Origin of the sequence: Bradyrhizobium sp. SZCCHNPS1003, assembly GCF_032381555.1 — a bacterium.
Lineage (GTDB): Bacteria > Pseudomonadota > Alphaproteobacteria > Rhizobiales > Xanthobacteraceae > Bradyrhizobium.
Genome location: NZ_JAUHIU010000015.1, coordinates 132371 through 158378, shown reverse-complemented (window position 1 = coordinate 158378; position 26008 = coordinate 132371). Strand labels below are relative to the sequence as shown.

The 26008-nt window shown below is 64.9% G+C and carries 25 protein-coding genes, 1 tRNA gene and 1 pseudogene; 14 read left to right on the top strand and 13 right to left on the bottom strand.

Annotated features, from left to right (window positions below; genetic code table 11):
* Positions 1-3 precede the first annotated feature (3 nt).
* Complete coding sequence (locus QX126_RS24415; protein WP_315784188.1) at positions 4-1077, bottom strand: aromatic ring-hydroxylating dioxygenase subunit alpha; 1074 nt, start codon at positions 1075-1077, stop codon at positions 4-6.
* A 300-nt stretch (positions 1078-1377) separates the two neighbouring features.
* On the opposite strand from QX126_RS24415, the gene QX126_RS24410 reads away from it, so the two are divergent.
* Positions 1378-2346: a LysR family transcriptional regulator gene (locus QX126_RS24410; RefSeq protein WP_315784186.1), complete on the top strand. Its 969-nt coding sequence runs from the start codon at positions 1378-1380 to the stop codon at positions 2344-2346.
* A 239-nt stretch (positions 2347-2585) separates the two neighbouring features.
* Here QX126_RS24410 and QX126_RS24405 read toward each other — a convergent pair whose 3' ends face one another.
* A complete protein-coding gene (locus QX126_RS24405; RefSeq protein WP_315784184.1) occupies positions 2586-2912 on the bottom strand; it encodes a conjugal transfer protein TraD in 327 nt (108 codons plus the stop codon).
* A 294-nt stretch (positions 2913-3206) separates the two neighbouring features.
* The gene (locus tag QX126_RS24400; RefSeq protein ID WP_315784183.1) at positions 3207-3683 is read right to left on the bottom strand and encodes a DUF3833 family protein; all 477 of its coding nucleotides are present in this window, start codon (positions 3681-3683) and stop codon (positions 3207-3209) included.
* 804 nt (positions 3684-4487) lie between these two features.
* Here QX126_RS24400 and QX126_RS24395 point away from each other — a divergent pair.
* A pseudogene (locus tag QX126_RS24395) lies at positions 4488-5597 on the top strand (recombinase family protein); the annotation flags it as partial.
* Positions 5598-6118: 521 nt separating this feature from the next.
* Here QX126_RS24395 and QX126_RS24390 read toward each other — a convergent pair.
* The 4 genes from QX126_RS24390 to mnmA all read right to left on the bottom strand — a co-directional run bounded on the left by QX126_RS24390 (position 6119) and on the right by mnmA (position 8713).
* A tRNA-Met gene (locus QX126_RS24390) sits at positions 6119-6195 on the bottom strand.
* 239 nt (positions 6196-6434) lie between these two features.
* Positions 6435-6779: a hypothetical protein gene (locus QX126_RS24385; protein ID WP_315784181.1), complete on the bottom strand. Its 345-nt coding sequence runs from the start codon at positions 6777-6779 to the stop codon at positions 6435-6437.
* Positions 6780-6853: 74 nt separating this feature from the next.
* Entirely contained in the window at positions 6854-7489 is a 636-nt protein-coding gene (locus QX126_RS24380; RefSeq protein WP_315733850.1) for a class I SAM-dependent methyltransferase, read from the bottom strand.
* 27 nt (positions 7490-7516) lie between these two features.
* Positions 7517-8713 (bottom strand): tRNA 2-thiouridine(34) synthase MnmA, encoded by a 1197-nt coding sequence (mnmA, locus tag QX126_RS24375; protein WP_315757301.1) that lies wholly within the window; start codon positions 8711-8713, stop codon positions 7517-7519.
* 355 nt (positions 8714-9068) lie between these two features.
* On the opposite strand from mnmA, the gene QX126_RS24370 reads away from it, so the two are divergent.
* The 9 genes from QX126_RS24370 to QX126_RS24330 all read left to right on the top strand — a co-directional run bounded on the left by QX126_RS24370 (position 9069) and on the right by QX126_RS24330 (position 17890).
* Positions 9069-10673 (top strand): flagellar hook-length control protein FliK, encoded by a 1605-nt coding sequence (locus QX126_RS24370; RefSeq protein WP_409999120.1) that lies wholly within the window; start codon positions 9069-9071, stop codon positions 10671-10673.
* Positions 10674-10685: 12 nt separating this feature from the next.
* Positions 10686-11384, top strand: coding sequence for a flagellar hook assembly protein FlgD (locus QX126_RS24365; protein WP_315733856.1), 699 nt, complete (start codon positions 10686-10688; stop codon positions 11382-11384).
* A gap of 267 nt (positions 11385-11651) precedes the next feature.
* A complete protein-coding gene (locus QX126_RS24360) occupies positions 11652-11927 on the top strand; it encodes a DUF1153 domain-containing protein (protein ID WP_002714638.1) in 276 nt (91 codons plus the stop codon).
* Positions 11928-12264: 337 nt separating this feature from the next.
* Positions 12265-13866: a flagellar basal-body MS-ring/collar protein FliF gene (fliF, locus tag QX126_RS24355; protein ID WP_315733858.1), complete on the top strand. Its 1602-nt coding sequence runs from the start codon at positions 12265-12267 to the stop codon at positions 13864-13866.
* Positions 13867-13910: 44 nt separating this feature from the next.
* A complete protein-coding gene (gene fliG / locus QX126_RS24350; protein WP_315733860.1) occupies positions 13911-15005 on the top strand; it encodes a flagellar motor switch protein FliG in 1095 nt (364 codons plus the stop codon).
* Positions 15005-15625: a FliH/SctL family protein gene (locus QX126_RS24345; protein ID WP_315733862.1), complete on the top strand. Its 621-nt coding sequence runs from the start codon at positions 15005-15007 to the stop codon at positions 15623-15625. The genes fliG and QX126_RS24345 overlap by 1 nt, the downstream gene beginning before the upstream one ends.
* A gap of 30 nt (positions 15626-15655) precedes the next feature.
* Complete coding sequence (fliN, locus tag QX126_RS24340) at positions 15656-16003, top strand: flagellar motor switch protein FliN (RefSeq protein WP_315733864.1); 348 nt, start codon at positions 15656-15658, stop codon at positions 16001-16003.
* 53 nt (positions 16004-16056) lie between these two features.
* Complete coding sequence (locus tag QX126_RS24335; protein WP_315784177.1) at positions 16057-17436, top strand: sigma-54 dependent transcriptional regulator; 1380 nt, start codon at positions 16057-16059, stop codon at positions 17434-17436.
* A complete protein-coding gene (locus QX126_RS24330; protein ID WP_315733868.1) occupies positions 17366-17890 on the top strand; it encodes a hypothetical protein in 525 nt (174 codons plus the stop codon). Before QX126_RS24335 ends, QX126_RS24330 begins: the two co-directional genes overlap by 71 nt.
* Here QX126_RS24330 and QX126_RS24325 read toward each other — a convergent pair.
* From QX126_RS24325 to QX126_RS24300, 6 genes are all read right to left on the bottom strand, one after another.
* The gene (locus QX126_RS24325; protein ID WP_315733870.1) at positions 17881-18036 is read right to left on the bottom strand and encodes a hypothetical protein; all 156 of its coding nucleotides are present in this window, start codon (positions 18034-18036) and stop codon (positions 17881-17883) included. The two genes, QX126_RS24330 and QX126_RS24325, sit on opposite strands and share 10 nt — an antisense overlap.
* Before the next feature lie 91 nt (positions 18037-18127).
* Complete coding sequence (locus QX126_RS24320; RefSeq protein ID WP_315778074.1) at positions 18128-18703, bottom strand: flavin reductase family protein; 576 nt, start codon at positions 18701-18703, stop codon at positions 18128-18130.
* A 14-nt stretch (positions 18704-18717) separates the two neighbouring features.
* Positions 18718-19578 (bottom strand): ATP-binding cassette domain-containing protein, encoded by an 861-nt coding sequence (locus tag QX126_RS24315; RefSeq protein ID WP_315784176.1) that lies wholly within the window; start codon positions 19576-19578, stop codon positions 18718-18720.
* A gap of 9 nt (positions 19579-19587) precedes the next feature.
* Entirely contained in the window at positions 19588-20394 is an 807-nt protein-coding gene (locus QX126_RS24310) for an ABC transporter permease subunit (protein WP_315784174.1), read from the bottom strand.
* Entirely contained in the window at positions 20391-21566 is a 1176-nt protein-coding gene (gene ssuD, locus QX126_RS24305; RefSeq protein ID WP_315784171.1) for an FMNH2-dependent alkanesulfonate monooxygenase, read from the bottom strand. The genes QX126_RS24310 and ssuD overlap by 4 nt, the downstream gene beginning before the upstream one ends.
* A 34-nt stretch (positions 21567-21600) precedes the next feature.
* Entirely contained in the window at positions 21601-22557 is a 957-nt protein-coding gene (locus QX126_RS24300; protein ID WP_315784169.1) for an aliphatic sulfonate ABC transporter substrate-binding protein, read from the bottom strand.
* Between the two features lie 385 nt (positions 22558-22942).
* On the opposite strand from QX126_RS24300, the gene napE reads away from it, so the two are divergent.
* Genes napE through napA form a run of 3 tightly spaced genes read left to right on the top strand, consistent with a single transcriptional unit; the run spans position 22943 to position 25986 of the window.
* Positions 22943-23128 carry a periplasmic nitrate reductase, NapE protein gene (napE, locus tag QX126_RS24295; protein ID WP_315733882.1) on the top strand — a complete coding sequence of 62 codons (186 nt, stop codon included), beginning with the start codon at positions 22943-22945 and terminating at the stop codon, positions 23126-23128.
* A gap of 17 nt (positions 23129-23145) precedes the next feature.
* A complete protein-coding gene (locus tag QX126_RS24290) occupies positions 23146-23466 on the top strand; it encodes a chaperone NapD (protein ID WP_315733883.1) in 321 nt (106 codons plus the stop codon).
* A gap of 15 nt (positions 23467-23481) precedes the next feature.
* A complete protein-coding gene (napA, locus tag QX126_RS24285) occupies positions 23482-25986 on the top strand; it encodes a nitrate reductase catalytic subunit NapA (protein WP_315784168.1) in 2505 nt (834 codons plus the stop codon).
* Positions 25987-26008: the final 22 nt, after the last annotated feature.

The following is a 26008-nucleotide window of genomic DNA, read 5'->3' as shown; positions in this document are numbered from 1 at the left end:
GGCTCATCCTCTGCCTGTCATGTTGGGGGCGGCGCTCCGGTCGTCTTGCTGGCGCGGCGGCATCGTTTCATGCCGGATCAGGTTGGCGATGAGTCGGCGCATTGCGACCGGACCTTTGTCTGACGGAAGAAACGACATGCGCCGATCGCGCGGCGTGGCGTCGAGGATGCGCTGCTGCCCCTCGATCATCAGACGATCTTCGGCAAAGGCGTTTTGGACCACTTCGAACATGCCCTCCATGAGTTTGGCGGGTATGTTTGCTTCAAAGCCGCTGGCATAGAGATAACGCGTTCGCCGCTCGTCGATCGGCGTGACCGCCTGTTGCTCTATGCGGTAGCTGATCGGCGGCTCGTCAGGAACCTTAAAGTCGTTGCGGGCGGCGGCCCCGTGGGGATACGAGCGGTTTTCCATTATAAAAACGCCCGGCGCATAGTAATCATAGGTCGTCCACCGGTCGATCAGCGCTGGGCTGCGGGGAATGGTCTTACCGATAAACCAGCGCTCGAAGCGCAAGCTGCGCTGATGGGGCTTTATCCGGGGCAGTTCATCCGACCACCCGCCGCCAGTGACAAGCCCAAGCGTGCCCTCATGAACGAAATCGAGGTGCGAAAGGTCACATAAGTTGTCGTTGACGAGTTCGTAGTTGGCCTCGTAGTCCAGTTGACCGGATTGCATGACCCATGCCGGGTTGTCGAGGCCGAACGCCGGCGGGATCAGTGCGGCATCGGCTTGCGCGGTATCACCCATCCACCCCCATAGCCAGCTGTCGCGTTCGATCACCGGAAAGCTGCGCACCGCCGGCGCCGGAGCGCCGCCCGGCGGGCCGGGCGCGTGTTGACAGCGGCCGTCCGCCCCGAAGAGCAGGCCATGATACATGCAACGCAGCGAATCGCCTTCCTTACGGCCCAGTGAAAGCGGTGCGAAACGATGCGGACAACGATCTTCCAGGGCGAAAGGCGTTCCATCGGACCGCCGCGCCAGAGCGATCGGTTCTCCGATAACCGTTCGCGCGATCGGGCTGTCGCGGTTCAACTCATGCGACCAAGCGGCGGCATACCAGCAATTGCGCAAGAACATTGTCTATCCTCCCGAAAGGATCTCAGCGCTTTGCGCGCCCGACGACACTGTCAGGATCGAATGCCGCGCCTGCCACGACCCTTCTGCGGTCGCGGTTGGTCTACAGCAGCTTCCCCCCGTGTTGCCGGATCGCTCCAAGCTTGCCCGCAGCCAAACCGATGGAGCACCGAGCCGCAAATCGAATTGCAATATCCGGACATGCCCATTTCGTTATAATAGGTAGGCAAGCGGCTGCCTGGGCACGTTGGCTGGGCTGCCAGCAGATCCTCGTTACAGCACCAAAGTTGCCCAGGACCCATCATGCAGAGACTCAATCTCCTGAATCTCGACCTGAACCTTTTGGTGGCCCTGGATGCTCTCGTGCAGGAGGAGAGCGTCTCCCGCGCCGCGAGCCGGATCGGAATGACGCAGCCGGCGATGAGCAGAACCTTGCGGCAGTTGCGTGAGTTGTTTGGCGACGAACTGTTACGCCGAACGTCCGACGGCATGAAGCCGCCCCCCCGCGCCGTGACGCTCGCCCAAGCCATCCGGCCGAACCTGGAGAACATCGCCGCCGCTATTGGCCAGCGCCTCAGCTTTGACCCGGCGACCGCGTCCCGTCGCTTCGTTCTGGCCCTGCCCGATCTGGCTGCGCGCCTTGCCCTCCCGCGGGTCGTCAAGCAGATCAGCGCGCAGGCGCCTGGCATCGAACTGGCAATCATCACCACGGTCAACCACGATGCCTTGCACAAACTGGAAACCGGCCAAGCCGAGTTGGCTTTGGGCGTCTACGACCACCTGCCCAGGACGCTGCGCACAAGCAACCGCCGCGCGTTGCGCGAAGTCTGCGTGGCGGATCCGGCCAATCCCCTGCTGCAGAATGGCGTTCTGGACCTGGAAACCTTCCTTGCACTGCCGCATGTCGCCGTCACGGTGGCGGATAACGAAAGAACGCCCATAGACACCACGCTCGAAACGCTGGGGCTACGGCGAAGAATCGCCGTCAGCACCCCCTATTTCGGCTGCGTACCAGCGCTGATCTGCGGTACGCGAAATCTTGCCGTGGTCGTGGAAGACCTTCTAGACGTGCTTCCGGAAGGAAAGTCCCTTGCACGTTTCCCCATCCCGATTGCCATCGAGCCGGTCATGGCGAAAATTGTCTGGCATGCCAGATCTGACGAAGACCTCGGGCATGCCTGGCTGCGCAACCTGTTCATTGCCGCGTCGCGCGACAGCGACCAGGTGGCCGGGGCGGCCACGCAAGCGGGTGTACGGCGCGTGAACTCCTAGTCTCAGGTCTGTCGACACGCAGCAACGAAACGGGAGTTCATACGCGGAGACGCGGGCGAACAAGGGAAATCACCGGCCGTTTGGGCCGCGTTAGTTTACTACGGAGAATGAGCCACGACCGGGAACACCACTGCGACCGCAGCGGTCGAGTCCCCGGGCTTGGTGTAACTCGGTAGAGCAAAGCCGTCCGCCCGCGCGCTCCCCCATTGCGCCGTAGCGGGTGGACGGCTATGCGGTGGTCACCGGCGATTGCCCGGTAGGGTCGGGTTGCTGACACCAACCTGATTCGAGGAACCACCGATGACCGACGAGATGATGAACCTTCGTGCGCTCGTGGAGAAGGCCCCGGACGCGGATATTCTGCGCGAGATCAATGCCTCCCTCTTTCCGGCCTCCTTCGTCTCGGCCAGCACGATCAGTGCGCCCGCGAGTTCTTCAACGGTGAGCGTGTCAGCTCCAATGGCGATGACCAATTCGCCGAGCTGGCGCACCTTGCGAGTTTTCAGTTCGCGTGCCTTGTCTTCGAGTGCCTTCAGGTCCGCATCAAAGTCCCTTTGTTTGCGCATCATCATCTCCTTGAGCGTCGATGGAGTAACGATAGCTGGGCACCCAGCGCAGTGCTTCATGGTCGTCAGGACGGGCTGAGACGCCGTAGTCCCTCCCGAGATTTTTTCGAGGGAAGGCGCGTCAGATACGTCCACTTTCGTTGGTGAAGCAGTTGACGCCGGACTGCCGAGCGGACGCACTCTCCCCTTCCCTCACGGTCGACTCCAGGCCGCGCGAACTTAAGCGGTGTCCATCAGCTGGCGACTAGGAGAGCGTTGACGCGGGCACTGTAGCCCGGAGTTTCAACCGATGGACTAAATCTTCTTATAGGCAACGTGCGCCGTCGCGAATGGAATGCCAGCGCGGCCAGCACTACCACGCACCATGCTTGTGCGATCATCAATCGCATAGAACCAATCATCAAAGTTCAGCTTGAACGACTTGCCATCGCCTTGCGGCGTATCACGGGTGTACTTCCAGTGGAAAGCGCACCCAGCCTGCTCGCCGATAGCTTTTCCCTCCAGCCGATTTTCATGTCCCGTATATTGACCTTCACTTATCTTACGGATTGTCCACTTCAACGTGTCGCTGTGACCGTCATCGAACATGTAAGTCTCAGTGAATACGATTGTGTCCGTGTCGCTGTCCAATTCTCCATGGCCAGATATTGCCGCGCGCTTCAGGAGACCTCCGACAAGACTTTCCACGACCGCCCCCCCTTCGAGGCGACCGATGAAGAATCGTTCGGGGAGAAACAGCGGTGTGGTGCCCGCAAACGTATCTATGGCCATGGTCCGATCCTTTGCCGACACAAGCCACGATTCATGAAGAAGTTCCCCCCATTCGATTCGAAGCCTAGCTCGACATATAAAAGACCCCTGGAAAGCACGTTGAGACCAGTATCTTTGGTTGCTTGCAGGCAGATGTGCCGCACCTCATCCTTTGAAGCAACCATACTATTGGGGCTCGAAGCGAACCCAGGAGAAGAGCTGGCGCGCGGGCGTCATCTAGTTTGTCGTCAAAGCTAATGAGAGGGATTAGTGGTGGGATGCGACCAGGAAATCCATGAGGCGCCCGACGAATAATGAGCTCACGGGCACAAGCGCGCACCGAAAAAAGCTGCGGCATAAACCTGCCCACGCCGACAGTATCAATGCTCGTGCGCTGCTTTCCACCAAAAACGCACCTGTTTCGCACCAGGAACAACTTAAAAGGCGGTCGCTATTCTGCCGCCCATGCTGGTCTTGGCGCTGGTGAGCCAGCGGCCTTTTTGGCCTCGATGAATCTTTCCGTTGAATGCGCACGTTTGAGAAAGCGGCGATCTTCCTCCTTTTCTTCGCTTTCGCATCCAATCGTACGAAGAACTCACAGCGCTTATTCCACTCCGGCCACGCCCTGGCATGATGCTCGGATGGGAGCGTGCGTGGCGGCGTCGCGACATTGCGGAGCTCGCGGACGCCCCCCTCACAGCAACTCCCGTTGGCGCAATGATCGAGCAGAAGCCCGGCTTCCGATGACCAACTCGCCACAACAGTCGCCACCGGAAAGGCCCGGCGAGGCGGCTCTGGCGGTTGCGCGCGCCCTTGCATTGCTGCATGCAAGGCAGGATCATGCCGCCGCGCTCGCCCGCGAGCTGGAGGCAAAACAAAATGATACGCGCAGCCATCTACGCCCGCTTCTCGTCCGATCATCAGAACGATCGATCCGTTGACGATCAGATCGCGTCATGCCGCGAGCTTTGCGCCCGTGAAGGCTTTGCGGTCGTCCTGACCTTCTGCGATCGCGAGATTTCCGGCGCCTCGACCGTGAATCGTCCGGGTTTCCAGGACTTGATGCGGGCGGCCGAAGCGCTCCGCTTCGAGGTCATCGTCGCTGAGGACGTCGATCGCATTTCGCGAGACCAGGGCGATTGGCATGCCACACGCAAGCGACTCGAATTCCTAGGCATAGCGGTCCATACGGCGAGCGGAAAAGTGGGCAAGCTTGACGGTGCCCTGCGCGCGCTCATGGGCGAGATGTTTCTCGAGAACCTAGCCGTCCACACCCGCCGGGGCCTTGAGAGTGTGATACGCGACGGTCGGCACGCCGGAGGTCGTGCGTATGGCTATCGGGCGATCGCAGGCAAACCAGGCGAGCTCGAGATCGAACAGGCTGAAGCCGAGATCGTGCGGAGGATCTTCTGCGAGTTTGTCGAGGGCAAGACGCCGCGCGAGATCGCCGCAGGTCTCAACAACAATGGTGTTAAACCGCCGCGCGGCAGGAATTGGAACGCTTCGACGATCAATGGCAATACCGCGCGCGGCCATGGCATGCTGATCAACGAGCTCTATGCGGGCCGCATCGTCTGGAACAAGGTCCGAATGATCAAGGATCCTGCGACCGGAAAGCGCGTGCCTCGCCCCAATCGCAAAGACCAACATCGCAGCGTCGACGCGCCGCATTTGGCGATCATCGATGACGCGACCTTCAAGGCCGCACAGGCGATTAAGGCCGGCCGCAGTCACCAGGGCGCGTTACAATCGCGCAAGGCTGTCCGGCCCTTGTCAGGCCTGCTGCGCTGCGGATCCTGTGGCGCGGGAATGTCGGCGATTGGCGCTCAGAGGAAGGGCAAACCTCATCGCATGCAATGCTCGGCATTCCGTGAGAGTGGTGTCTGCAGCAACGGTCGCAAGGTGTCGCGGCATGCAATTGAGACGCTGGTGTTTGAAGGCTTGCGCGACGAGCTCGCCAACCCCGAGGCGATCGCCGAATATGTCCGCACCTATAATGCCGAGCGAAGGCGCTTGGCCAAAGTGAGTGGTGACCGTGAAAAGCACCTGCAGCGTCGCAAGGGCGAGCTAGACCGCGAGATCGATCGGCTGATCACAAATATATCGAAGGGCGCAGATTTCGATCTTTACAACCCTAAGGTCAATGAACTCGCGGCCGAACGCAAGCGAGTCGAAGCCGAACTTGTACAGATCGCGTCAAGTTCCGAGATTGTCACCGTGCACCCGGCTGCGATCGAGCGCTATCTAGCCGACATCAGGCGCCTTGCCGATATCGCCGCCGAGGCTGCCGAACTTGATGAGCCGGAACTCGTTCTAACGCTGCGTCAGCTGGTCCAAACCGTTACAGTTTTTGCGCCACCGGGGACCGACGAACTCACAATCGAAATCAAGGCATCCTTGTCTGATTTGACATTGCCGGGACCGCTGCTGAAGCGTTCGGGTGGGGGGGTGACCGTTGGTAGCGGGGGAGGGACTCGAACCCCCGACCCCAGGATTATGATTCCCGTGCTCTAACCAGCTGAGCTACCCCGCCACGGTGTTCGATCAAGGCAAGACCCGTCGAAGCGGGCGCCGGGGCCTTGTGAACGGGCGGCATATAAGGAGGCGTCTCCGTCCCTGTCAAGCAAAGCTCGCGGGCCGCAACGGTTTTCGCACCAGCGGATTTCTCGGCGACTCTCCAAGGCCTTGCGGATGTATCCGCCACTCGCCGAGGGGCACGGGCCGACGCGCGCAGGAGAGAGCGGCAGCTCGGCAATGCAGATCACAAGAGGCTCACTTCGGCTGCACGTTCGGATTGCCGCCGGGGCTGCCGGGCGGCGGAATCACCGGCGTCGTGCCGCCCTCCGGGGTCGGCGCGTGCATCTCCGGATCGACCCCGCTCGGCGGACACAACACGCCGTTGGTCTTCGCCAGCTTGTCGCCGAGCGGCTCGCCGGCGCGGCCGATGGTGATGCCGTCGGGCGTCGCCGTCGCGCGGACGTTCGGCGCGCAGGCGGCATTCGCATCGGGCGCCGGCGCGGTCGCCTGCGGCGGCGTGGCCGGCGTCGGGGGCGCCTGGGCGTGGGCCGCAGCCGAGGCCAGTGCGAACGAGAGGAACAAGGATTGCCTGATGCTCATGGCGGGGCAACGCAAACCCCGCGCTCGCGTTCCGCGCGGAGGGCATGGCAAAGCGCTGCCAGAGTATCTGGCGATCAGCCCTTGCGGTAGCGAATGAGCGAGAAGTGTCCGAGCGGCGGCATCGGCCGGCGCTCGGCCAGCGTGACGCCGCCATGCTTCGCGGCCCAGTTCACGAGGCGAGCCCAGGGGAACTCCGGCCGCCAGCCAAGCCGGCGCGCGATCGGCGCGAAGGCGAGCTCGAAGAGGCGGCGCGGGCCGCTCTCGGCGCCGATGTGGTTGACCAGGATCAGCTCGCCGCCGGGCTTCAACACGCGGATGAAATCGTCGAGCGTCGCTTCGGGATCCGGCACCGCGGTGATGACGTATTGCGCGACCACCGCGTCGAAGAAATTGTCGGGAAAAGCGAGATGCTTCGCGTCCATCACCGCAAGCGTCTCGACGTTGAAGAGCTTCAGCTCGCGCACGCGGGCCTGCGCCCGCCGCAGCATCGGCTCGGAGATATCGACGCCGCAGATCTTCGTGGTCCGGGCATAGTCCGACAAAGACAGGCCGGTGCCGACGCCGACGTCGAGAATGCGGCCGCCGATGCGATCGGCTTCCGCGATGGTCGATTGGCGGCCCTGATCGAAGACCTTGCCGAACACCAGATCGTAGATCGGCGCCCAGCGCTCATAGGCCTTTTCGACCCCCGCGCGGTCGATGTCCCCCATGCCCCTGCCCCGAATGATGGATGCTGATCAGCCGCGGACCGGCTCGGCCACGCGCTGCGGCCTGATCACGTTGCCGCCCAAGCTGCTGCTTTCCGCAACAGCGCTCTGGATGAAGCCGCCGCCGAGCACGCGGGCGCGGCCGGACGCGGCATCGTAGAACACGCAGGCCTGGCCCGGCGAGACGCCCTCTTCGCCGGCGACGAGCTCGACCTCGTAATGGCCGTCCGCACCGCGCAGCCAGGCCGGCTGCGGCGGCCGCGTCGAGCGCACCCGCACGAACAATTCGAGGCCCTCGCGCGCGGCCGCGTCGAGCGCGCCGTCACCGATCCAATTGACCTCGCGCAGCGTGATGCGATGCGTCCGCAGCGCCTCGCGCGGGCCGACGACGACGCGGCGGGTGGCGACGTCCAGCTTGACGACGTAGAGCGGCGCGCCGGCAGCGATGCCGAGGCCCTTGCGCTGACCGATCGTGTAGTTCGCGATGCCCTGATGCACGCCGAGCACGCGGCCCTGGAGATCGACGATCTCGCCCGGCTCCATGGCGTTCGGGCGCAGCTTGCCGATGATGTCGGTATAGCGGCCGGTGGGCACGAAGCAGATGTCCTGGCTGTCGTGCTTGTCGGCGACCTCCAGGCCGAAGCGGCGCGCGAGCTCGCGCACCTCCGGCTTGGTCATGTCGCCGAGCGGAAAGCGCAGATAGTCGAGCTGCTCGCGCGTGGTCGCGAACAGGAAGTAGCTCTGGTCGCGATCGCTGTCCGCCGCGCAAGTGAGCGCGCGCGATCCGTCCGCCAGCCGCCGCGAGGCGACGTAGTGGCCGGTGGCGAGCACGGAGGCTCCGAGCTCGCGCGCGGTCTTCAGGAGATCGCCGAACTTGATGGCTCGGTTGCACTCGATGCACGGCACCGGCGTTTCGCCCGAAGCGTAGCTGGCGGCGAAATTGTCGATCACCGACTCGCGGAAGCGGTCTTCGTAGTCCAGCACGTAATGCGGGATGCCGAGGCGCTCGGCGACGTTGCGGGCATCGTGGATGTCCTGGCCGGCGCAGCACGCGCCCTTGCGGTGCGTCGCCGCGCCGTGATCGTAGAGCTGCAGGGTGATGCCGACGACGTCGTAGCCTTCCGACTTCAACAGCGCGGCCGTCACCGACGAGTCCACGCCGCCGGACATGGCGACGACGACCCTGGTGTCTTCGGGACGGCCTTCGAGATCGAGACTGTTGAGCATGATCCGGTCACTGCGATCGCGGCGTCAGGCAACGGGTTCCCGGCGCGGGAACGCCTCGCATGCGCCGTCTTTGCGGATGGCTTGCTTCCGGCGATCTCCGACAGGATGTCCTGACCGGAAACAACACGAAAGCATCTGTCTCTAATATAGGCGCACTTCCTGCGAAGCAATTGCGCCGGTCGCAGATGCCGGCGGCAAATCTTGCCGGCCGGGCAGAAATGGCGAGGACGCAGCGGGGGATCCACGCCCCGCTCGATTCCATAAGAATTTGAATTTGTTGACTATTTTTGACAGAACTGGCTTGGCCCGCTCCTTGCTGAACTGCTTCGTCGAGTTCATCGCGAGAGGTTCCAAGGTGTTCAGCGTCACGTCAGACATCCAGGCCGGCACGGCTCTCAAGACCACGGCGCCGAGACAGTCCCGTCAGGACGCTCCGCAGCCGGCCGACAGCTTCTCGGCGCTGGTCGACGCCGCGACTCCGGATCCGTCGACAGCGTCGCCGCCCACCTCCGCGTCGCCGTCACCGCGCGCCGGCAGCGCCTCCACCCCGAGCCGCGAGCCGGCGCGGGCCGGCGACGCCGATCGCACCACCCAGGCCAGGTCGCAGGACAAGCCGGCGGACAAGGCCGACGGCAGCACTGCGCGCGACGACGCCAGCGGTTCGGATACCACGGCCGACGCGACCACCGGCACGCCGACCAAGACCGACGCGGCCGGGACCGCCGACGGAAAGACCAGCGACGGCAAGACCGGCGACAAGAAGGACGGCGATCAGGCCAGCACGGATGCGAGCGCCGTGACGACCGCAGTAGCCGAGCAGACCCTGACCGTGCCGACGCCGGTCGCCGTGGCCATCCAGCCGGAGACCATCCTCGCCAACCCTGCTACCGGCGATGGCACGGCGGACGGCGACGGCACATCCAACGCACCCGGCGCCACCGCGCCCATCGGAGCGTCCGGTGTTGGCCCGCAGGGCTCGGTCGATGCCGCAGCAGGTCTGCTGGCGGCCGCAGCCAAATCCACCGGGGCGGCCAAGGATGCCGACGGAGCCGGATCCACCGCGGCGGCGCCCGAGACGGCAGCGGCGGCCTCCGGCGACGCTGCCGCATCTGCCGATCAGACCTTCACCGCCGCGCTCGATGCGGCCGTTCCCGGCGGCACCAAGCCGACGGGCAAGCCGGGCACCCAGACCAAGACGGGGCTCGCCGACGGCGCAGCCGGCAAGGTCACCGAACCGGGCAATGGCGACGTCCAGGCCGCTCAGCAGCCGGGCCATGGCGCCCTCGCCCAACAGCCCGCTGTTGCAGCCAAGCCGGACTCCGTCGAGGCCGGCGACGGGAAGGCGAATGGCAACGTGCAGGCACCGGCCTCACATGATCGCAACGCCGCCCCGACGACCAGCCAGACCAACGCGCCGGCGCCCGATCCGAGCGCACAGGCCACGGTCGCCGTACAGCCCCAACTGTCGACGCCGGCCGCATCGACCAGCCAGATCACCTCGGCCAACCTCACCGCGACAGCCGCTACGGCGGCCGCTGTGCCGCTGCATGGACTTGCCGTCGAGATCGCAGCCTCCGCGCTCAACGGCAAGAGCCGCTTCGAGATCCGACTGGATCCGGCCGAGCTCGGCCGCATCGACGTCCGCATCGACGTCGACCGCAACGGCCAGGTGACCTCGCATCTGCGGGTCGAGAAGCCGGAGACGCTGGCGATGCTGCAGCAGACGGCGCCGCAGCTGCAGCAGGCGCTGCAGGACGCCGGCCTCAAGAGCAACAACAGCGGATTGCAGTTCTCGCTCCGCGACCAGAACTCGTCCGGCCAGAACGGCGGCGATTATCAACAGAATGGCAACGCACAACGCCTGATCGTGACCGAGGACGAAAACGTCCCGGTCCAGCTCGCCGGCCGGTCCTATGGACGGATGTTCGGCGCGCAAGGCGGCGTGGATATCAGGGTTTAACAGGAGGCTTCCATGGCAATCGGCGACGCAATCACGTCAAGCCCGCCAGTCTCGGGCACGACCAACACCAATTCGTCATCCGGAAACAGCAACCTCGGCTCGAGCGCGGGCTCGACGATTGCAGGCAACTTCCAGACCTTCCTGACGCTGCTGACGACGCAGCTGCAGAACCAGAATCCGCTGGATCCGCTCGACACCAACCAGTTCACCCAGCAGCTCGTGCAGTTTGCCGGCGTCGAGCAGCAGCTCAAGACCAACGACCAGCTCGCATCGCTGCTCACGATGCAGCAGACGGCACAGGCGACCCAGGCGCTGGCCTTCGTCGGCAAGACCGCGGTCGTCGCCGGCGACACCACCAGCCTGTCCAGTGGAAAGGCGAGCTGGGGCCTCACCATCCCCAAGAACTGCAATCTGACGGTCAACATCATCAACAAGGCCGGGCAGACCGTCTTCACCGGCAAATATACGGCCAACGCTGGTGACAACCAGACCTACAGCTGGAATGGTCAGGGCAATGACGGCACGCAATGGCCGGATGGACAGTACAAGATCACGACGGTGGCGACCGACGCCACCAACGGCAATCCGGTTGCGATCAAGACCCAGGTCCAGGGCGCGGTGTCCTCGGTCGACCTGACCCAGCAGCCGCCATTGCTGACGATCGGCGGCCAGACCTACACGGTCAACCAGATCCGGCAGATCGTCGGCTAGCCCCCAAGCAACCGGCTCCTGAGACCGCGGATGCGCCTGCAGCTGAGCTTGAACATCAAGCTCTGCTGCCGCGACGACACGTCAGCGTAAGCGCCGGAAATTCTTAACCAATCATTTACCACGATTCCGCTCCCGGGGCGTCTCGCCACCGGAAGTGGCGGCGTTCGCGCACATCGCCGGATTCGCGCCCTTGGCTTAGGCAAATTTTAAGCGAGGCGGCGTAGGGTCTTACCGTGAGTTCAGTGGTTAAGAGTTTGTGAGTACGCCATGACAGAACCCCATCGCCCGAGGGTGAAATACGTCATCGGGCCTGACGGCAGCCCGCTCACCATCGCGGATTTGCCTGCCCCAGGCACCAAGAGGTGGGTCATTCGCCGGAAGGCGGAAGTCGTTGCCGCCGTTCGCGGCGGCTTGCTATCCCTCGAGGAAGCGTGCAGCCGCTACACCCTGACCGTCGACGAATTCCTGTCGTGGCAGTTCTCGATCGACCAGCACGGTCTGGCCGGCCTGCGCACCACCCGAATTCAGCAATATCGCCAATAGATCGTTACCGACACGACTGGACTTCTTCGAAAATCGGCTTGGCCCTGCCAAGCCGATTTTTTGCATGTCTACACTTTGTTAGGACCCTTTAACCACCGTTAACCATATCGAAACCTTCCCATAGGCAATAATTGCCCAGTGGTTCGTTTCAACCTCCGCAACCCGTCCCGCGAATGGCGGGGGCAGCGGCTGACATCGGATCGCCACCTGGAATGCGGGTGTTGGTGAAGGTTAAGGATTGAATTTCGCGATCTATGCAACCGGCCGTAAAGGCCCGCGAAGCTCAAATCACCTTTCAGCAGCCACCCGTCGAAATGCCGAACTATGGGGCAGTTGCTTGCAAGGTCTCTTGGACTTTCTGAAGGGTTTGGGCGCCGCGCGGCTCACCGCCATGATCGCAGTCACCGCTGCTCTGATCGGCTTCTTCGGTTTCGTCATCATGCGCGTGACGGCGCCGCAGATGACCACCCTCTTCACCGACCTGACCATGGAAGACTCCTCCAGCATCATCAAGGATCTGGAGCGGCAGGGCATCGCCTTCGAGATCCGCAACGAAGGCAGCGTGATCCTGGTACCGAAGGACAAGGTCACCCGGCTGCGCATGAAGCTCGCCGAGGGCGGCCTGCCCAAGGGCGGCGGCGTCGGCTACGAGATCTTCGACAAGTCGGACGCGCTGGGCACCACGAGCTTCGTCCAGAACATCAACCATCTCCGCGCGCTCGAGGGCGAGCTCGCCCGCACCATCCGCGCCATCGACCGCGTCCAGGCGGCACGCGTCCATCTCGTCCTGCCGGAGCGGCCGCTGTTCTCGCGCGAGACCCCGGAGCCGTCCGCCTCGATCGTCGTGCGCGTGCGCGGCACCCTCGAGCCGGCGCAGATCCGCGCCATCCGCCACCTCGTCGCTTCCGCCGTCAACGGCCTGAAGCCGCAGCGGGTGTCGATCGTCGACGAGGCCGGACAGCTGCTCGCCGACGGCACCCAGACCGACATCGACCAGCAGGTCGGCGACGAGCGCCGCAACGCCTTCGAGAAGCGGATGCGCAAGCAGGTCGAGGACATCGTCTCCTCGGTCGTCGGTGCGGGCCGCGCCCGCGTCCAGCTCTCCGCCGACTTCGACTTCAACCGCATCACTCAGACCTCCGACCGCTACGATCCGGAAGGCCGCGTGCTGCGCTCGAGCCAGACCCGCGAAGAGCAGTCGGCGACCAACGAGAGCAACGGCCAGGTCACGGTCAACAACGAGCTGCCGGGCAACCAGCAGAACCAGCCGCCGCAGCAGCCGCGGGACCAGAGCAAGAAGACCGAAGAGACCAACAATTACGAGATCTCCCGGACCACCAAGACGGAGGTCACCGAGGCCGGACGGGTCAACCGCATCTCGGTCGCGGTGCTGGTCGACGGCGCCTACTCCAAGAACGAAAAGGGCGAGCTGGTCTATCAGGAGCGCAGCAAGGACGAGCTCGACCGCATCGCCGCGCTGGTCCGCTCCGCAATCGGCTTCGACCAGAAGCGTGGCGACCAGGTCGAGGTGGTCAACCTGAAATTCGCCGACGCTCCCACGGTGCCGCAGATCAACGAGCCCACCGGCTTCCTCGGCATGCTCCACTTCACCAAGGATGACGTCATGTACGTCATCGAGCTCGCGGTGATGATGCTGCTCGGCATTGTCGTCGTGTTCATGGTGGTGCGGCCGCTGGTGAAGAAGATCATTGCCACCGAAGAGGTCGCCGCCCTGGGCGGCGGCCTGCCGGCGCTCACCGACGAAACCGTCCAGGCAGCCGCTCACGCCCAGCAGACCGCCAGCCTGATCGACGTCGCCCAGGTCCAGGGCCAGGTCCACGCCCAGTCCGTCCACCGCGTGGGCGAGCTGGCCGACCGCAACCCGGGCGAAGCCGCCGCCATCATCCGCCAGTGGCTCGCCGAGCCGCAGCAGAACTGATCCCACCGACGTGAACCGCCTGAACTGAAAAGAACGTAGACGCCATGTCGCTGCCGCAGACCCAGAACGCCAACGCCAACAACAACGACATTTCCACGGTGATCGCGACGCTGGCGAGCCGCCAGGCGCAGCGCCCGAAGACCGAGCCCTTGAGCGGCCCGCGGCGCGCTGCCGTGATGATGCTCGCGCTCGGCGAGCAGTATGGCGGCAAGATCTGGCAGCAGCTCGATGACGACGAGGTGCGTGAGCTGTCGCTCGCGATGTCGACGCTGGGAACCATCGAAGCCGACGTCGTCGAGGACCTGATGCTCGAATTCGTCTCGCGCATGTCTGCTTCCGGCGCGCTGATGGGCAATTTCGACGCCACCGAGCGGCTGCTGCAGCAATATCTGCCGCCGGAGCGCGTCAACGGCATCATGGACGAGATCCGCGGCCCGGCCGGCCGCAACATGTGGGAGAAGCTCTCCAACGTCCAGGAAGAGGTGCTCGCCAACTACCTCAAGAACGAATATCCGCAGACCATCGCGGTCGTGCTGTCCAAGCTGAAGCCGGAGCATGCCGCGCGCGTGCTCGCGATCCTGCCCGAGGACATGGCGCTCGACGTGATCGGCCGCATGCTCCGCATGGAAGCGGTCCAGAAGGAGGTCATCGAGCGGGTAGAGCAGACCTTGCGCACCGAATTCATGTCGAACCTGTCGCAGACCCGCCGCCGCGACGCCCACGAGGTCATGGCCGAGATCTTCAACAATTTCGACCGCCAGACCGAGACCCGCTTCATCACCTCGCTGGAGGAAGATAACCGGGAGTCAGCCGAGCGCATCAAGGCGCTGATGTTCACCTTCGACGACCTGATCAAGCTCGATTCCGCCTCGGCGCAGACGCTGCTGCGCAATGTCGACAAGGACAAGCTCGGCGTGGCGCTCAAGAGCGCCAACGAGGAGGTGCGCAACTTCTTCTTCGGCAACATGTCGTCGCGCGCCGCCAAGATGCTGCAGGACGACATGGCCGCCATGGGACCGGTGCGGCTGCGCGACGTCGACGAGGCGCAGGCCCTGCTCGTCAATCTCGCCAAGGATCTCGCCGCCAAGGGCGAGATCATGCTCAGCAAGAACCGCGCCGACGACGAACTGGTGTATTGATGGCTCAGCCCGCGAAATTCCTGTTCGATACCGACTTCGCCGCGCCGGAGAAGACGACGCGGGAGCGTGCGGCCACGTCCGCCGAGATCGCACAGAAGGTCGCGGCCGCCGAAGCCGCCGCCTACCGCAACGGCTACGAGGCGGCGCAGCGCGAAGCCAAGGTCGAAGCCGACCGCCGCGTCGCGTCGGCGCTGGAGCAGATCAACATCCAGTTGCAGGGCATCTCCGCCCGCTTCGAAGGCATCGAGCAGCGGATGGAAACCGAGGCCGTCGATGTGGCGGTCGCCGTCGCCCGCAAGCTGTGCGCGGCGCTGATCGAGGCGGAGCCGCTCGGCGAGATCGTCGGACTCGTGCACGACTGCTTCGCGCATCTGGTGGCCACGCCGCACCTCGTGCTGCGCATCAACGAGACGCTATACGAGCTCGCCCGCGAGAAGATCGAGAAGCTCGCCAAGCAGAGCGGCTTCGAGGGACGCCTCGTGATCCTCGCCGAGCCGGAGATCGCGACCGGCGACTGCCGCATCGAGTGGGCCGATGGCGGCGTGGTGCTGGAGCGCGCTGCGATCGACGCCAAGATCAACGAGTTGGTCGGACGCTACATGGCGTCCAGGAAGAACTAGGCCGCTGTGGCGGCCGAAGGAGTTTAAGTCATGAGCGACAACGAGATCCCGCTTCCCGACCTCAATTCCGCGGACGCGCCTCCGTTGGGCGGGGACGTCGGCTACAACGAAGAAGAGCATGCCGCGCGCATCGCGGCCGACCTCGAGGCGGTGTTCGACGTCCCGGTTCAGGTCTCAGCCGTGCTCGGCCGCTCGAAGATGGATGTTGGCGAGCTCCTGAAGCTCGGGCCCGGCACTGTGCTCGAGCTCGACCGCAAGGTCGGCGAGGCGATCGACATCTACGTCAACAACCGGCTCGTGGCACGCGGCGAGGTGGTTCTGGTCGAAGACAAGCTCGGCGTGACGATGACCGAAATCATCAAGTCCGACCGCAACTGACAGGCATGACCTGCGTGCCGATCGAGAGCGGCGCGACCGAATAGGAGACCAACATGCGGCTTCTCATCGTCGGAACGCTGAAGGGCCAGTTGACGACGGCCACCAAGATCGCCATGGAGAACGGCGCCACCGTCACCCATGCCGAGGACAACGAGCAGGCGATGCGGGTGCTGCGCGGCGGCAAGGGCGCCGACCTGCTGCTGGTCGACGTCGCGCTCGACATCCGCGACCTGGTGATGCGGCTCGACGCCGAGCACATCCACGTGCCGATCGTCGCCTGCGGCATCACCAGCGATGCACGCGCCGCGGTCGCCGCCATCCATGCCGGCGCCAAGGAATACATTCCGCTGCCGCCGGATCCCGAGCTGATCGCGGCGGTGCTCGCCGCCGTCGCCAACGATTCGCGCGACCTCGTCTATCGCGACGAGGCGATGGCCAAGGTGATCAAGCTCGCCCAGCAGATCGCCGGCTCCGACGCCTCGGTGATGATCACCGGCGAGTCCGGCACCGGCAAGGAGGTGCTGGCGCGCTACGTCCACACCCGCTCGGCCCGCGCCAAGCGTCCCTTCATCTCGATCAACTGCGCCGCGATCCCCGAGCATCTGCTGGAATCCGAGCTGTTCGGCCACGAGAAGGGCGCCTTCACCGGCGCGGTCGCCCGCCGCATCGGCAAGTTCGAGGAGGCCAATGGCGGCACCCTGCTGCTCGACGAAATCTCGGAAATGGACGTGCGGCTGCAGTCCAAGCTGCTGCGCGCCATCCAGGAGCGCGTGATCGACCGCGTCGGCGGCACCCGCCCGGTGCCGGTCGATATCCGCATCATCGCGACCTCCAACCGCAACCTTGCCGACGCCGTTCGCGAGGGCACGTTCCGCGAGGACCTGCTGTTCCGCCTCAACGTCGTCAACCTGAAGATCCCGCCGCTGCGCGAACGCCCCGCCGACATTCTCGAGCTGGCGCAGCATTTCGCGCGCAAATACTCCGATGCCAATGCCGTGCCGCTGCGGCCGATCTCGGCGGAAGCCAAGCGCATCCTCACCACCAATCGCTGGCCGGGGAACGTGCGCGAGCTGGAGAACACGATGCATCGCGCGGTGCTGATGGCGCAGGGCGACGAGATCGGGCCGGATGCCATCCTCACGCCGGACGGCACCCGTCTCGACATCGGCAAGACCCAGCCTGCCGTCGCGCATGCTACGATGGCCGCGGAACAGGTCACACGCGCTTTGGTCGGCCGCACGGTCGCCGATGTCGAACGTGACCTGATCCTGGAGACCCTGAAGCACTGCCTGGGCAACCGGACACATGCGGCCAATATCTTGGGCATCTCGATCCGCACGTTGCGCAACAAGCTCAACGAATATGCCGACGGCGGCGTGCCGATCCCGCCGCCAGGCTCCGGCGACACGCCGCGCGTGCCGAGCGCCGTATAATCTGCCCATCCGCATCGTTCTCGGCGGCGCGCTGGCCCTCGGCGCGCCGCTTGCCGTTTCGCCGGCTGATGCCGCAACGCGCGGCGTGCTGTCCGGCTGCTGGGAGCAGACGTCGCACGCGCCGCTCGTCAATCCGTCGTCGGGTCAGGAATGGGGCGCCCGGAGCTGGTGCTTCGCAGGCAAGGGCAAGCTGATCTCGCGAACGATCGCCTGTGGCAGGGAGGGCTGCGACGGCTGGGACAATGAACGCAGCTATCGCTGGCGGCCGCCCACCCTCTCGTTGTCCGATGCCGAGACGTCGCCGGACGGCGGGCGCATCAAAGTGTGGCGCCGCTGCCGCGTGCAGTTTCTGACCGACGATTGGATGCAGCTACAGGACTGTCAGCAGTCCCCGGATCCGTGGGTTCGCGAGAACACGCCGGCGCGTCGTCGCCGGGCACCACCTCACGAATAGTTCGGCGCCTCGGGATTGCGGAAGATGTGAATGGGATCGCCGGGCGTGAACTCGCGTTGCGTCAGCACGGCATAGGCATAGAGCGCGAGATACAGGATCGCGACGGTGCCGATCACGTAGAGCGCCCAGGTTCCGATCCGTTTCATCAGCTCCGCCGCAAACACCGCCTCAAGGCCGCGGTGCTTTTACGGCGTTCAGCTTCGGGACGCCACCCTGCGACCAACCGCCGCTCACCCCCTACGGCACGTCCTGCGGATCGGCCCCGCCGAGGGGGGCAAGTCGGGCGATGTCCGCGTCGCGGTCGACGTGCACATAGCCGCCATGCCAATACGCCAGGGCTGCCGCTTGCGGCGCCACCTCGACATGCACCACGCGGCCGATCACGATGCCATGGGAATGCCGCTCGATGATCTCCTCGACCTCGCAGTCCAGCGCGGCGAGCGCCCCGACCAGGAGCGGCACGCCGGTCACGTGCTTGCGCCACTCGGCGCCGGCGAACCGCTCGGCGCCTCTGAGACCGCCTTTACCCGAGAACCGCTCGGCCACGCCGATCTGGTCCGCGGCGAGCAGATTGGCGCCGAAAACACGCTCCCGCTGCAGGATCGGCCAGGACGAGGCGTTCCGATTGAGGCTCACGATCACCGAGGGCGGCTCGATGGACAGCGACGCCAGCGAACTCACGGTCATACCGGTCACATCATCGCCGCGCCCTACGGTGATGACGCTGACGCCGCCGACCAGTTGGCGCATCGCAGAGCGGAAGTCAGGCTGAAGCGCCGTAGCATCGGGCATGTGACGGATGATGGAGTTCATTGCGATGATATCTCCTAACCCGCCGTGCCCGGTCCAAGCAACTGGCCCAGGATCGAGCCTTCCAGCGCCGCAAGCTCCGCAGAGCCGCGCTGGCGCGGGCGCGGCAGATCGACCCTGATGTCCTCGGCGATCCGGCCATTCTCGATGACCAGAACCCGGTCGGCGAGGGCCACGGCTTCCGCCACGTCATGGGTGACCAGGATTGCGGTGAAGGTTTGATCGGCCCAGACCCGCTCCAGCAGCCGCTGCATCGCGATCCGCGTCAACGCATCGAGGGCGCCGAGCGGCTCGTCGAACGCCAGCAGGCGCGGACCGCTGACGAGCGCGCGCGCCAGAGCGACGCGCTGCTTCTGGCCGCCGGACAGCACCGCCGGCCATTGGTCGCGCTTGTCGGCGAGACCGACTTCCTCCAGCGCCTGCCGCGCGCGCTCATGCGCGCCGGCGGCCTTGCGCTCGCGGCCGAGGCCGACCTCGACATTGCCGAGCACCCGCGCCCACGGCAGCAGCCGCGGTTCCTGGAACATGACGCGGACGTCCTCGGGCCGCGCCGCGGCTTCACCGAAGCTGATGCTGCCCGACGTCGGCTTGTCCAGACCTGCGATCAGGCGGAGCAGCGTGCTCTTGCCGCAGCCACTCTGACCGACGATCGCGACGAACTGACCGGCCGGAATCTCGAGATCGATGCCGCGCAGCACCTCGTTGTCGCCGAACGCCTTGCGAAGGTCGCGGATCACGAGCGGCAAGCCGCGCGTCTCGGGTTTGGCCGGGGTCACGCCTGGCTTCCTCGCGCGGCGGAAGGCCTCAGCCTGCCCGATCACGTCAGCGCCGTCGATCGCCTCGGCGCCGGACACGGGAATTCGGAGCGCTTGCTGCATTTACGAACCTCAATGTTTGCTGAAGGCCGGATGCCAGGACAGCGTCATCCGTTCCAGCACCCGCGAAGCGCTGTCGGCGACCTTGCCCAGCAGGGCGTAGATCAGGATGGAGAGCACGACGACGTCGATCTGCATGAACTCGCGCGCCTGCATCGCCATGTAGCCGAGGCCCGAAGAGGCCGCGATCGTCTCGGCGACAATCAAGGTGAGCCACATGATGCCGAGCGCGAAGCGCAGACCGACGAAGATCGACGGCAACGCGCCGGGGAAGATCACGCGGCGAAACAGCTCGCTGTCGGTCATGCCGTAGACGCGGCCCATTTCAATGAGTTGCGGATCGACGGTGCGAATCCCGTGCAGCGTGTTGAGGTAGACGGGGAAGAACACGCCGAGGGCCACCAGGAACAGTTTTGCGCTCTCGTCGATGCCGAACCACAGGATGACCAGCGGGATCAGCGCCAGATGTGGCACGTTGCGCACCATCTGCAGCGTGGTGTCCGTCAGCTTCGCCGACAGCTGCGACAGGCCATTGGCGAGCCCAAAGGCGAAGCCGATGCCGCCACCGATCAAAAAGCCGATCGAGGCGCGCCAGAAGCTGACCCAGATGTTGCGGCCGAGCTCACCCGACCACAGCAGCTTCCACCCGGCGCGCGCGACGTCGCTCGGCGCCGGCAGCACCCGCGGCGACACCAGGCCGGCGACCGAGGCCGCCTGCCAGATCAGAATGATCGCGAGCGGCACCAGCCAGGGGATCAGCGCATCCGCGCGCGGCACCGCGAGCTTGCGGACCTTGGGAAGGCTTTCGATCAGGCTCATGACTGCGAGGCTCTCTGCAACGGACGATGCTCGTTGGCGATCGTCTCACCGAATGGGCCGGTGTTGGTGCGCAGTTTAGTCACGTTGCCGGCCTGCTCCGACACGTTCAGCCCAAGCTTGGGAAACACCAGCTCGGCGAAGCGGTAGGCTTCTTCGAGGTGCGGGTAGCCGGACAGGATGAAGGTGTCGATGCCAAGCTCCTGGTACTCGCGGATGCGCGCCGCGACCGTGTCGGGATCACCGACCAGCGCGGTGCCGGCGCCACCGCGGACCAGCCCGACGCCGGCCCACAAATTGGGGCTGATCTCGAGCTTGTCGCGCCGGCCGCCGTGGAGCTGCGACATGCGCTGCTGGCCGACCGAATCCATCCGCGCAAAAATCTTCTGTGCCGAGGCGATGGTGTCGTCGGTGACGTGCTTGATGAGGTCGTCGGCGGCCGCCCACGCCTCCGCGTTGGTCTCGCGCACGATCACGTGCAGGCGGATGCCGAACGACAGCTTGCGGGCACGACTGTCGGCGACGGCTCTCACCTTGGCGATCTTCGCCGCGACATCTGCCGGCGGCTCGCCCCAAGTGAGATACTTCTCGACCGTATCGACGGCGACGTCGATGCCGGCATCCGACGAGCCACCGAAGAACAGCGGCGGGCGTGGCGACTGCACCGGTGGGAACAGCAGCCGGCCATCCTCGACCTTGATGTGCTTGCCGGCGAAGTTGACGGCTTCGCCTTCGAGCAGCGCGCTGTAGACGGTGAGAAACTCGCGGGTGACCTCGTAGCGCTCCTCATGCGACAGGGAGATGCCGTCGCCCTTGTTCTCGACCGGATCGCCGCCGGTGACGACGTTGACCAGCAGGCGTCCGTTGGTGACGCGGTCCAGCGTCGCAGTCATGCGCGCGGCCACGGCCGGCGATTGCAGACCCGGACGCACCGCGACGAGATAGCGCAGCTTCTCGGTGAAAGGCGCCACGGCCGACGCCACGATCCAGGAATCCTCGCAGCTGCGCCCCGTCGGGATCAGCACGCCGAAATAGCCGAGCTGGTCGGCGGCCTGCGCGACCTGGCGCAGATAGTTGAAGTTGACCTCGCGGCCGCCTTGCGAGGTGCCGAGATAGCGGCCGTCGCCATGGGTCGGCAGGAACCACAGCACATTGGGCTTCGAAGCATTGCTCATGTCGTTCTCTTTCGGATCGTGTCGCAGGCGAGCGTCAGGTGGACGGCGTCCACTTCCAGACGATGTCGGCGACGTTGACTTGTTTCGGGATGAGCCCAACCCGGGCGAAGCGGTCGGCGACGGCCTGCTGGCTCTTGATGACCTCGTCGTCGATCGGCACGACGCTATAGACCGAGCGGTCGACGAAGCGCTTGACCGCCTCAAGATCGACGCCGGTGGCCTCGGCCTGGGCCTTGGCGACCTCCTCGTGATGGCTGTTGGCCCACACGCCTTCTGCGGCGAAGGCGGCGTTCAGCCTGGCCACCACGGCCGGGTACTTTTCGACGAAGTCGGAGCCGACGATGTAGAACGAGTTCGGCTTGTGCACGTCTTTGTCCCACGCGATCACCCGCGCATTCTCCTTGAGCTCGGCGAGCGCGAGATACGGATCCCAGATCGACCAGGCGTCGACCGAGCCCTTGACGAAGGCGGCGGTGGCATCGGCGGGCGCGAGCGGCGCCGGCGTGATGTCGGTCCAGGACAGGCCCGCCTTCTCCAGCGCGGCGACCAGGAGATTGTGCGCGCTCGAGCCCTTGCCGAAGGCGACGCGCTTGCCCTTGAGATCGGCGAGCGACTTGATCGGCGAGTCCTTGGGCACGATGATCGCCTGGCTGCTGCCGTTCTGCTTGACGGCCGCCGCGTAGCGGATCTTGGCACTGGCGGCCTGCGCGAAGATCGGCGGCGCGTCGCCGACATAGCCGAAATCGACGCTGCCGACATTGATGGCCTCCAGCAGCGGCGGACCGAACTGGAAGTCGACCCAGACGATGTCGATGCCGACAGGCTTGAACGTGTCCTCGATGGTGCGGCGCGCCTTCACGGCCGGGAAGAAGCCGCCCTTCTGGGTGCCGATCCGGATCTCCTTCGGCTTGTCCTCGGCGCGCAGCGGCGTCGCAGAGGCCATCACCGCAGCCGATGCCAACGACAGTTTCAGAAAATCACGCCGCTTCATTGCCCTCTCCGATCACCCTTGTGCATCTACGTTGATGCGATGCACAGGATGATGGTGGCGGGCGAAACGCGTGTCGAGCACCCCTGGAAAATAGTGATGCCGGTCCTCTCGGCTCACGACCAGAGGGGATGATCGTATCGAGGCCCCCACGCAAAGCAGCGAGAATTTCTCGCAAGCAAAGATGCGATCAGGCGTCTTCACGGCCCATCAACCAAGATCTCGGTGGGACCGGCGCGACTCCGCTCTGGCGGTGCGCCGGTGTGCGCGAGGTTCCGCCCGCTTGATCCAGGTCAACGCCGGTTTCCGGAGCTTTCTTAAACATAAGATTAGGCGCGGCCCGGATGCCGCAATCCCTCCTGAACCTCCCCTAGCAGAGAATTCTCTCATGTCGCTCGTTGGCAGCGATGCGAACGCGCATGCGCGTCGCAGACGCATGGAAATTTTTGCCTTCCTGTTTCTCACCGCCGTGCTGATGCCCGCGCTCGCGGTCGCCACCGTCGGCTCCTACGGGCTCACGGTGTGGGTCTACCAGATGATGGTCGGGCCGCCCGGCCCGCCTGCTGCGCATTGATTGGAACGACCACGCCTATGCTCTCCCACCGCACCTCCCTCGACCGCCGCGCGCTGATCACCGGCCGTGTCCTCACCGCCGATCCCGTCGTCGCGCCGGCCAAGGGCGAGATCGCCAGCATCATCGTGCAGACCCGCCCCGAGCAGCTCGATCGCGTCGAAGCCGACATCCTCGCGCTGTCCGGCTGCGAGATCCACGGCCGCGACGAGCGCGGCAAGCTGATCGTGGTCGTCGATGCGCCCGATGCCGGCGCGCTCGGCGCCACCATGAACCGGATCGGACTGCTGCCGCACGTGCACTCCGCCTGCCTCGTCTTCCACGCCATCGACGCCGGCTAATCACACGAGACTCCAATGACCGACATGAAGATCGATCGCCGCCAGATGCTGAAGCTGGAGGCCGCCGCGATTGCCGCGGCCGCCGCCGGCATGCCGAGCGCCTCGCTCGCGGCAAACCTCGTCACCGAGCGCGAAGCCTCCGAGTTGAAATGGGACAAGGCCGCCTGCCGCTTCTGCGGCACCGGCTGCAGCGTGATGGTCGCGACCAAGGACAACCGGGTCGTCGCCACCCATGGCGACATCAAGGCCGAGGTCAATCGCGGCCTGAACTGCGTCAAGGGCTACTTTCTCTCGAAGATCATGTACGGCCATGATCGCCTGACGCATCCGATGCTGCGCAAGACGAACGGCAAGTACGACAAGAACGGCGAGTTCACCCCCGTCTCCTGGGACGAAGCCTTCGACGTCATGGCCGCGAAGTACAAGGAGGCGCTGAAGAAGCGCGGGCCTTCCGGCGTCGGCATGTTCGGCTCCGGACAGTGGACGATCTGGGAAGGCTATGCGGCCTCGAAGCTGTTCAAGGCCGGCTTCCGCTCCAACAACATCGATCCGAATGCGCGGCACTGCATGGCCTCGGCCGTCGCCGGCATGATGCGCACCTTCGGTATCGACGAGCCGCCCGGCTGCTACGACGACATCGAGGCCACCGACGCGTTCGTGCTGTGGGGCTCCAACATGGCGGAGATGCATCCGATCCTATGGAGCCGCGTCACCGACCGCAGGCTGTCGGCGCCGCATGTCAAGGTCGCCGTGCTCTCGACCTTCGAGCACCGCTCGTTCGACCTCGCCGACATCGGCATGGTGTTCAAGCCGCAGACCGATCTCTATCTCCTCAATGCGATCGCCAACCACATCATCAAGACCGGCCGCGTCAACAAGGAGTTCGTCCAGGCGCATACGGTGTTCAAGAAGGGCCAGACCGACATCGGCTACGGCCTGCGGCCCGAGCATCCGCTGGAGAAGAAGGCGACCGGCCGCACCAAGGCCAATGACGCCACCGACATCTCGTTCGACGATTATGCCAAGTTCGTCTCCGACTACACGCTGGAGAAGGCCGCCGAGATGTCCGGCGTGCCGCTGAACCGGCTGGAGGCGCTGGCCGAGCTCTATGCCGATCCGAAGACCAAGGTGGTCTCGTTCTGGACCATGGGCTTCAACCAGCACACCCGCGGCGTCTGGTGCAACAACCTCGTCTACAACATCCACCTCCTGACCGGAAAGATCAGCGAGCCCGGCAACAGCCCGTTCTCGCTGACCGGCCAGCCTTCGGCCTGCGGCACCGCGCGCGAGGTCGGCACCTTCTCGCACCGCCTGCCCGCCGACATGGTGGTCACCAACAAGGAGCATCGCACCAAGGCCGAGCACATCTGGCAGTTGCCGGAGGGCACGATCCCCGACAAGCCCGGCTATCACGCCGTGCTGCAGAGCCGGATGCTGAAGGACGGCCTGCTCAACGCCTATTGGGTGCAGGTCAACAACAACCTCCAGGCCGGCCCGAACGCGAACGAGGAGACCTATCCGGGCTTCCGCAATCCGGACAATTTCATCGTCGTTTCCGACGCCTATCCTTCCGTCACCGCGCTCGCCGCCGATCTCATTTTGCCGACGGCCATGTGGGTGGAAAAGGAAGGCGCCTATGGCAATGCCGAGCGCCGCACCCAGTTCTGGCATCAGCTCGTCTCCGCGCCGGGCGAGGCGCGCTCCGACCTCTGGCAACTGATGGAGTTCTCCAAGCGCTTCAAGATCGAGGAAGTCTGGCCCGAGGAGCTGATCGCCAAGAAGCCGGACGTGCGCGGCAAGACGCTGTTCGACGTGCTCTACAAGAACGGCCAGGTCGACAAGTTTCCGCTCGACCAGATCGAGCCGGGCTATGCCAACGACGAATCCAAGGCGTTCGGCTTCTACGTCCACAAGGGCCTGTTCGAGGAATACGCCTCGTTCGGCCGCGGCCATGGCCATGACCTGGCGCCGTTCGAGGCCTACCACAAAGAGCGCGGCCTGCGTTGGCCGGTGGTCGACGGCAAGGAGACGCGCTGGCGCTTCCGCGAGGGCTCCGATCCTTACGTCAAGGCTGGCACCGGCGTGCAGTTCTACGGCTTCCCCGACGGCAAGGCTCGCATCTTCGCTTTGCCCTACGAGCCGCCGGCGGAATCGCCCGACAAGGACTACCCGTTCTGGCTGTCGACGGGCCGAGTGGTCGAGCATTGGCATTCCGGCACGATGACGCGCCGCGTGCCCGAGCTCTACAAGGCCTTCCCCGAAGCCGTCTGCTTCATGCATCCGGACGATGCGCAGGAAGCCAACCTGCGGCGCGGCGACGAGGTCAAGGTCGCCTCGCGACGCGGCTTTATCCGCGCCCGCGTCGAGACCCGCGGCCGCGACAAGCCGCCGCGCGGGCTCGTGTTCGTGCCGTGGTTCGACGAGTCGAAGCTGATCAACAAGGTGACGCTCGACGCCACCGATCCGATCTCGCTGCAGACCGACTACAAGAAATGCGCCGTGCGCATCGAGCGGGTGTGACGATCATGATCAGGAAACTTTC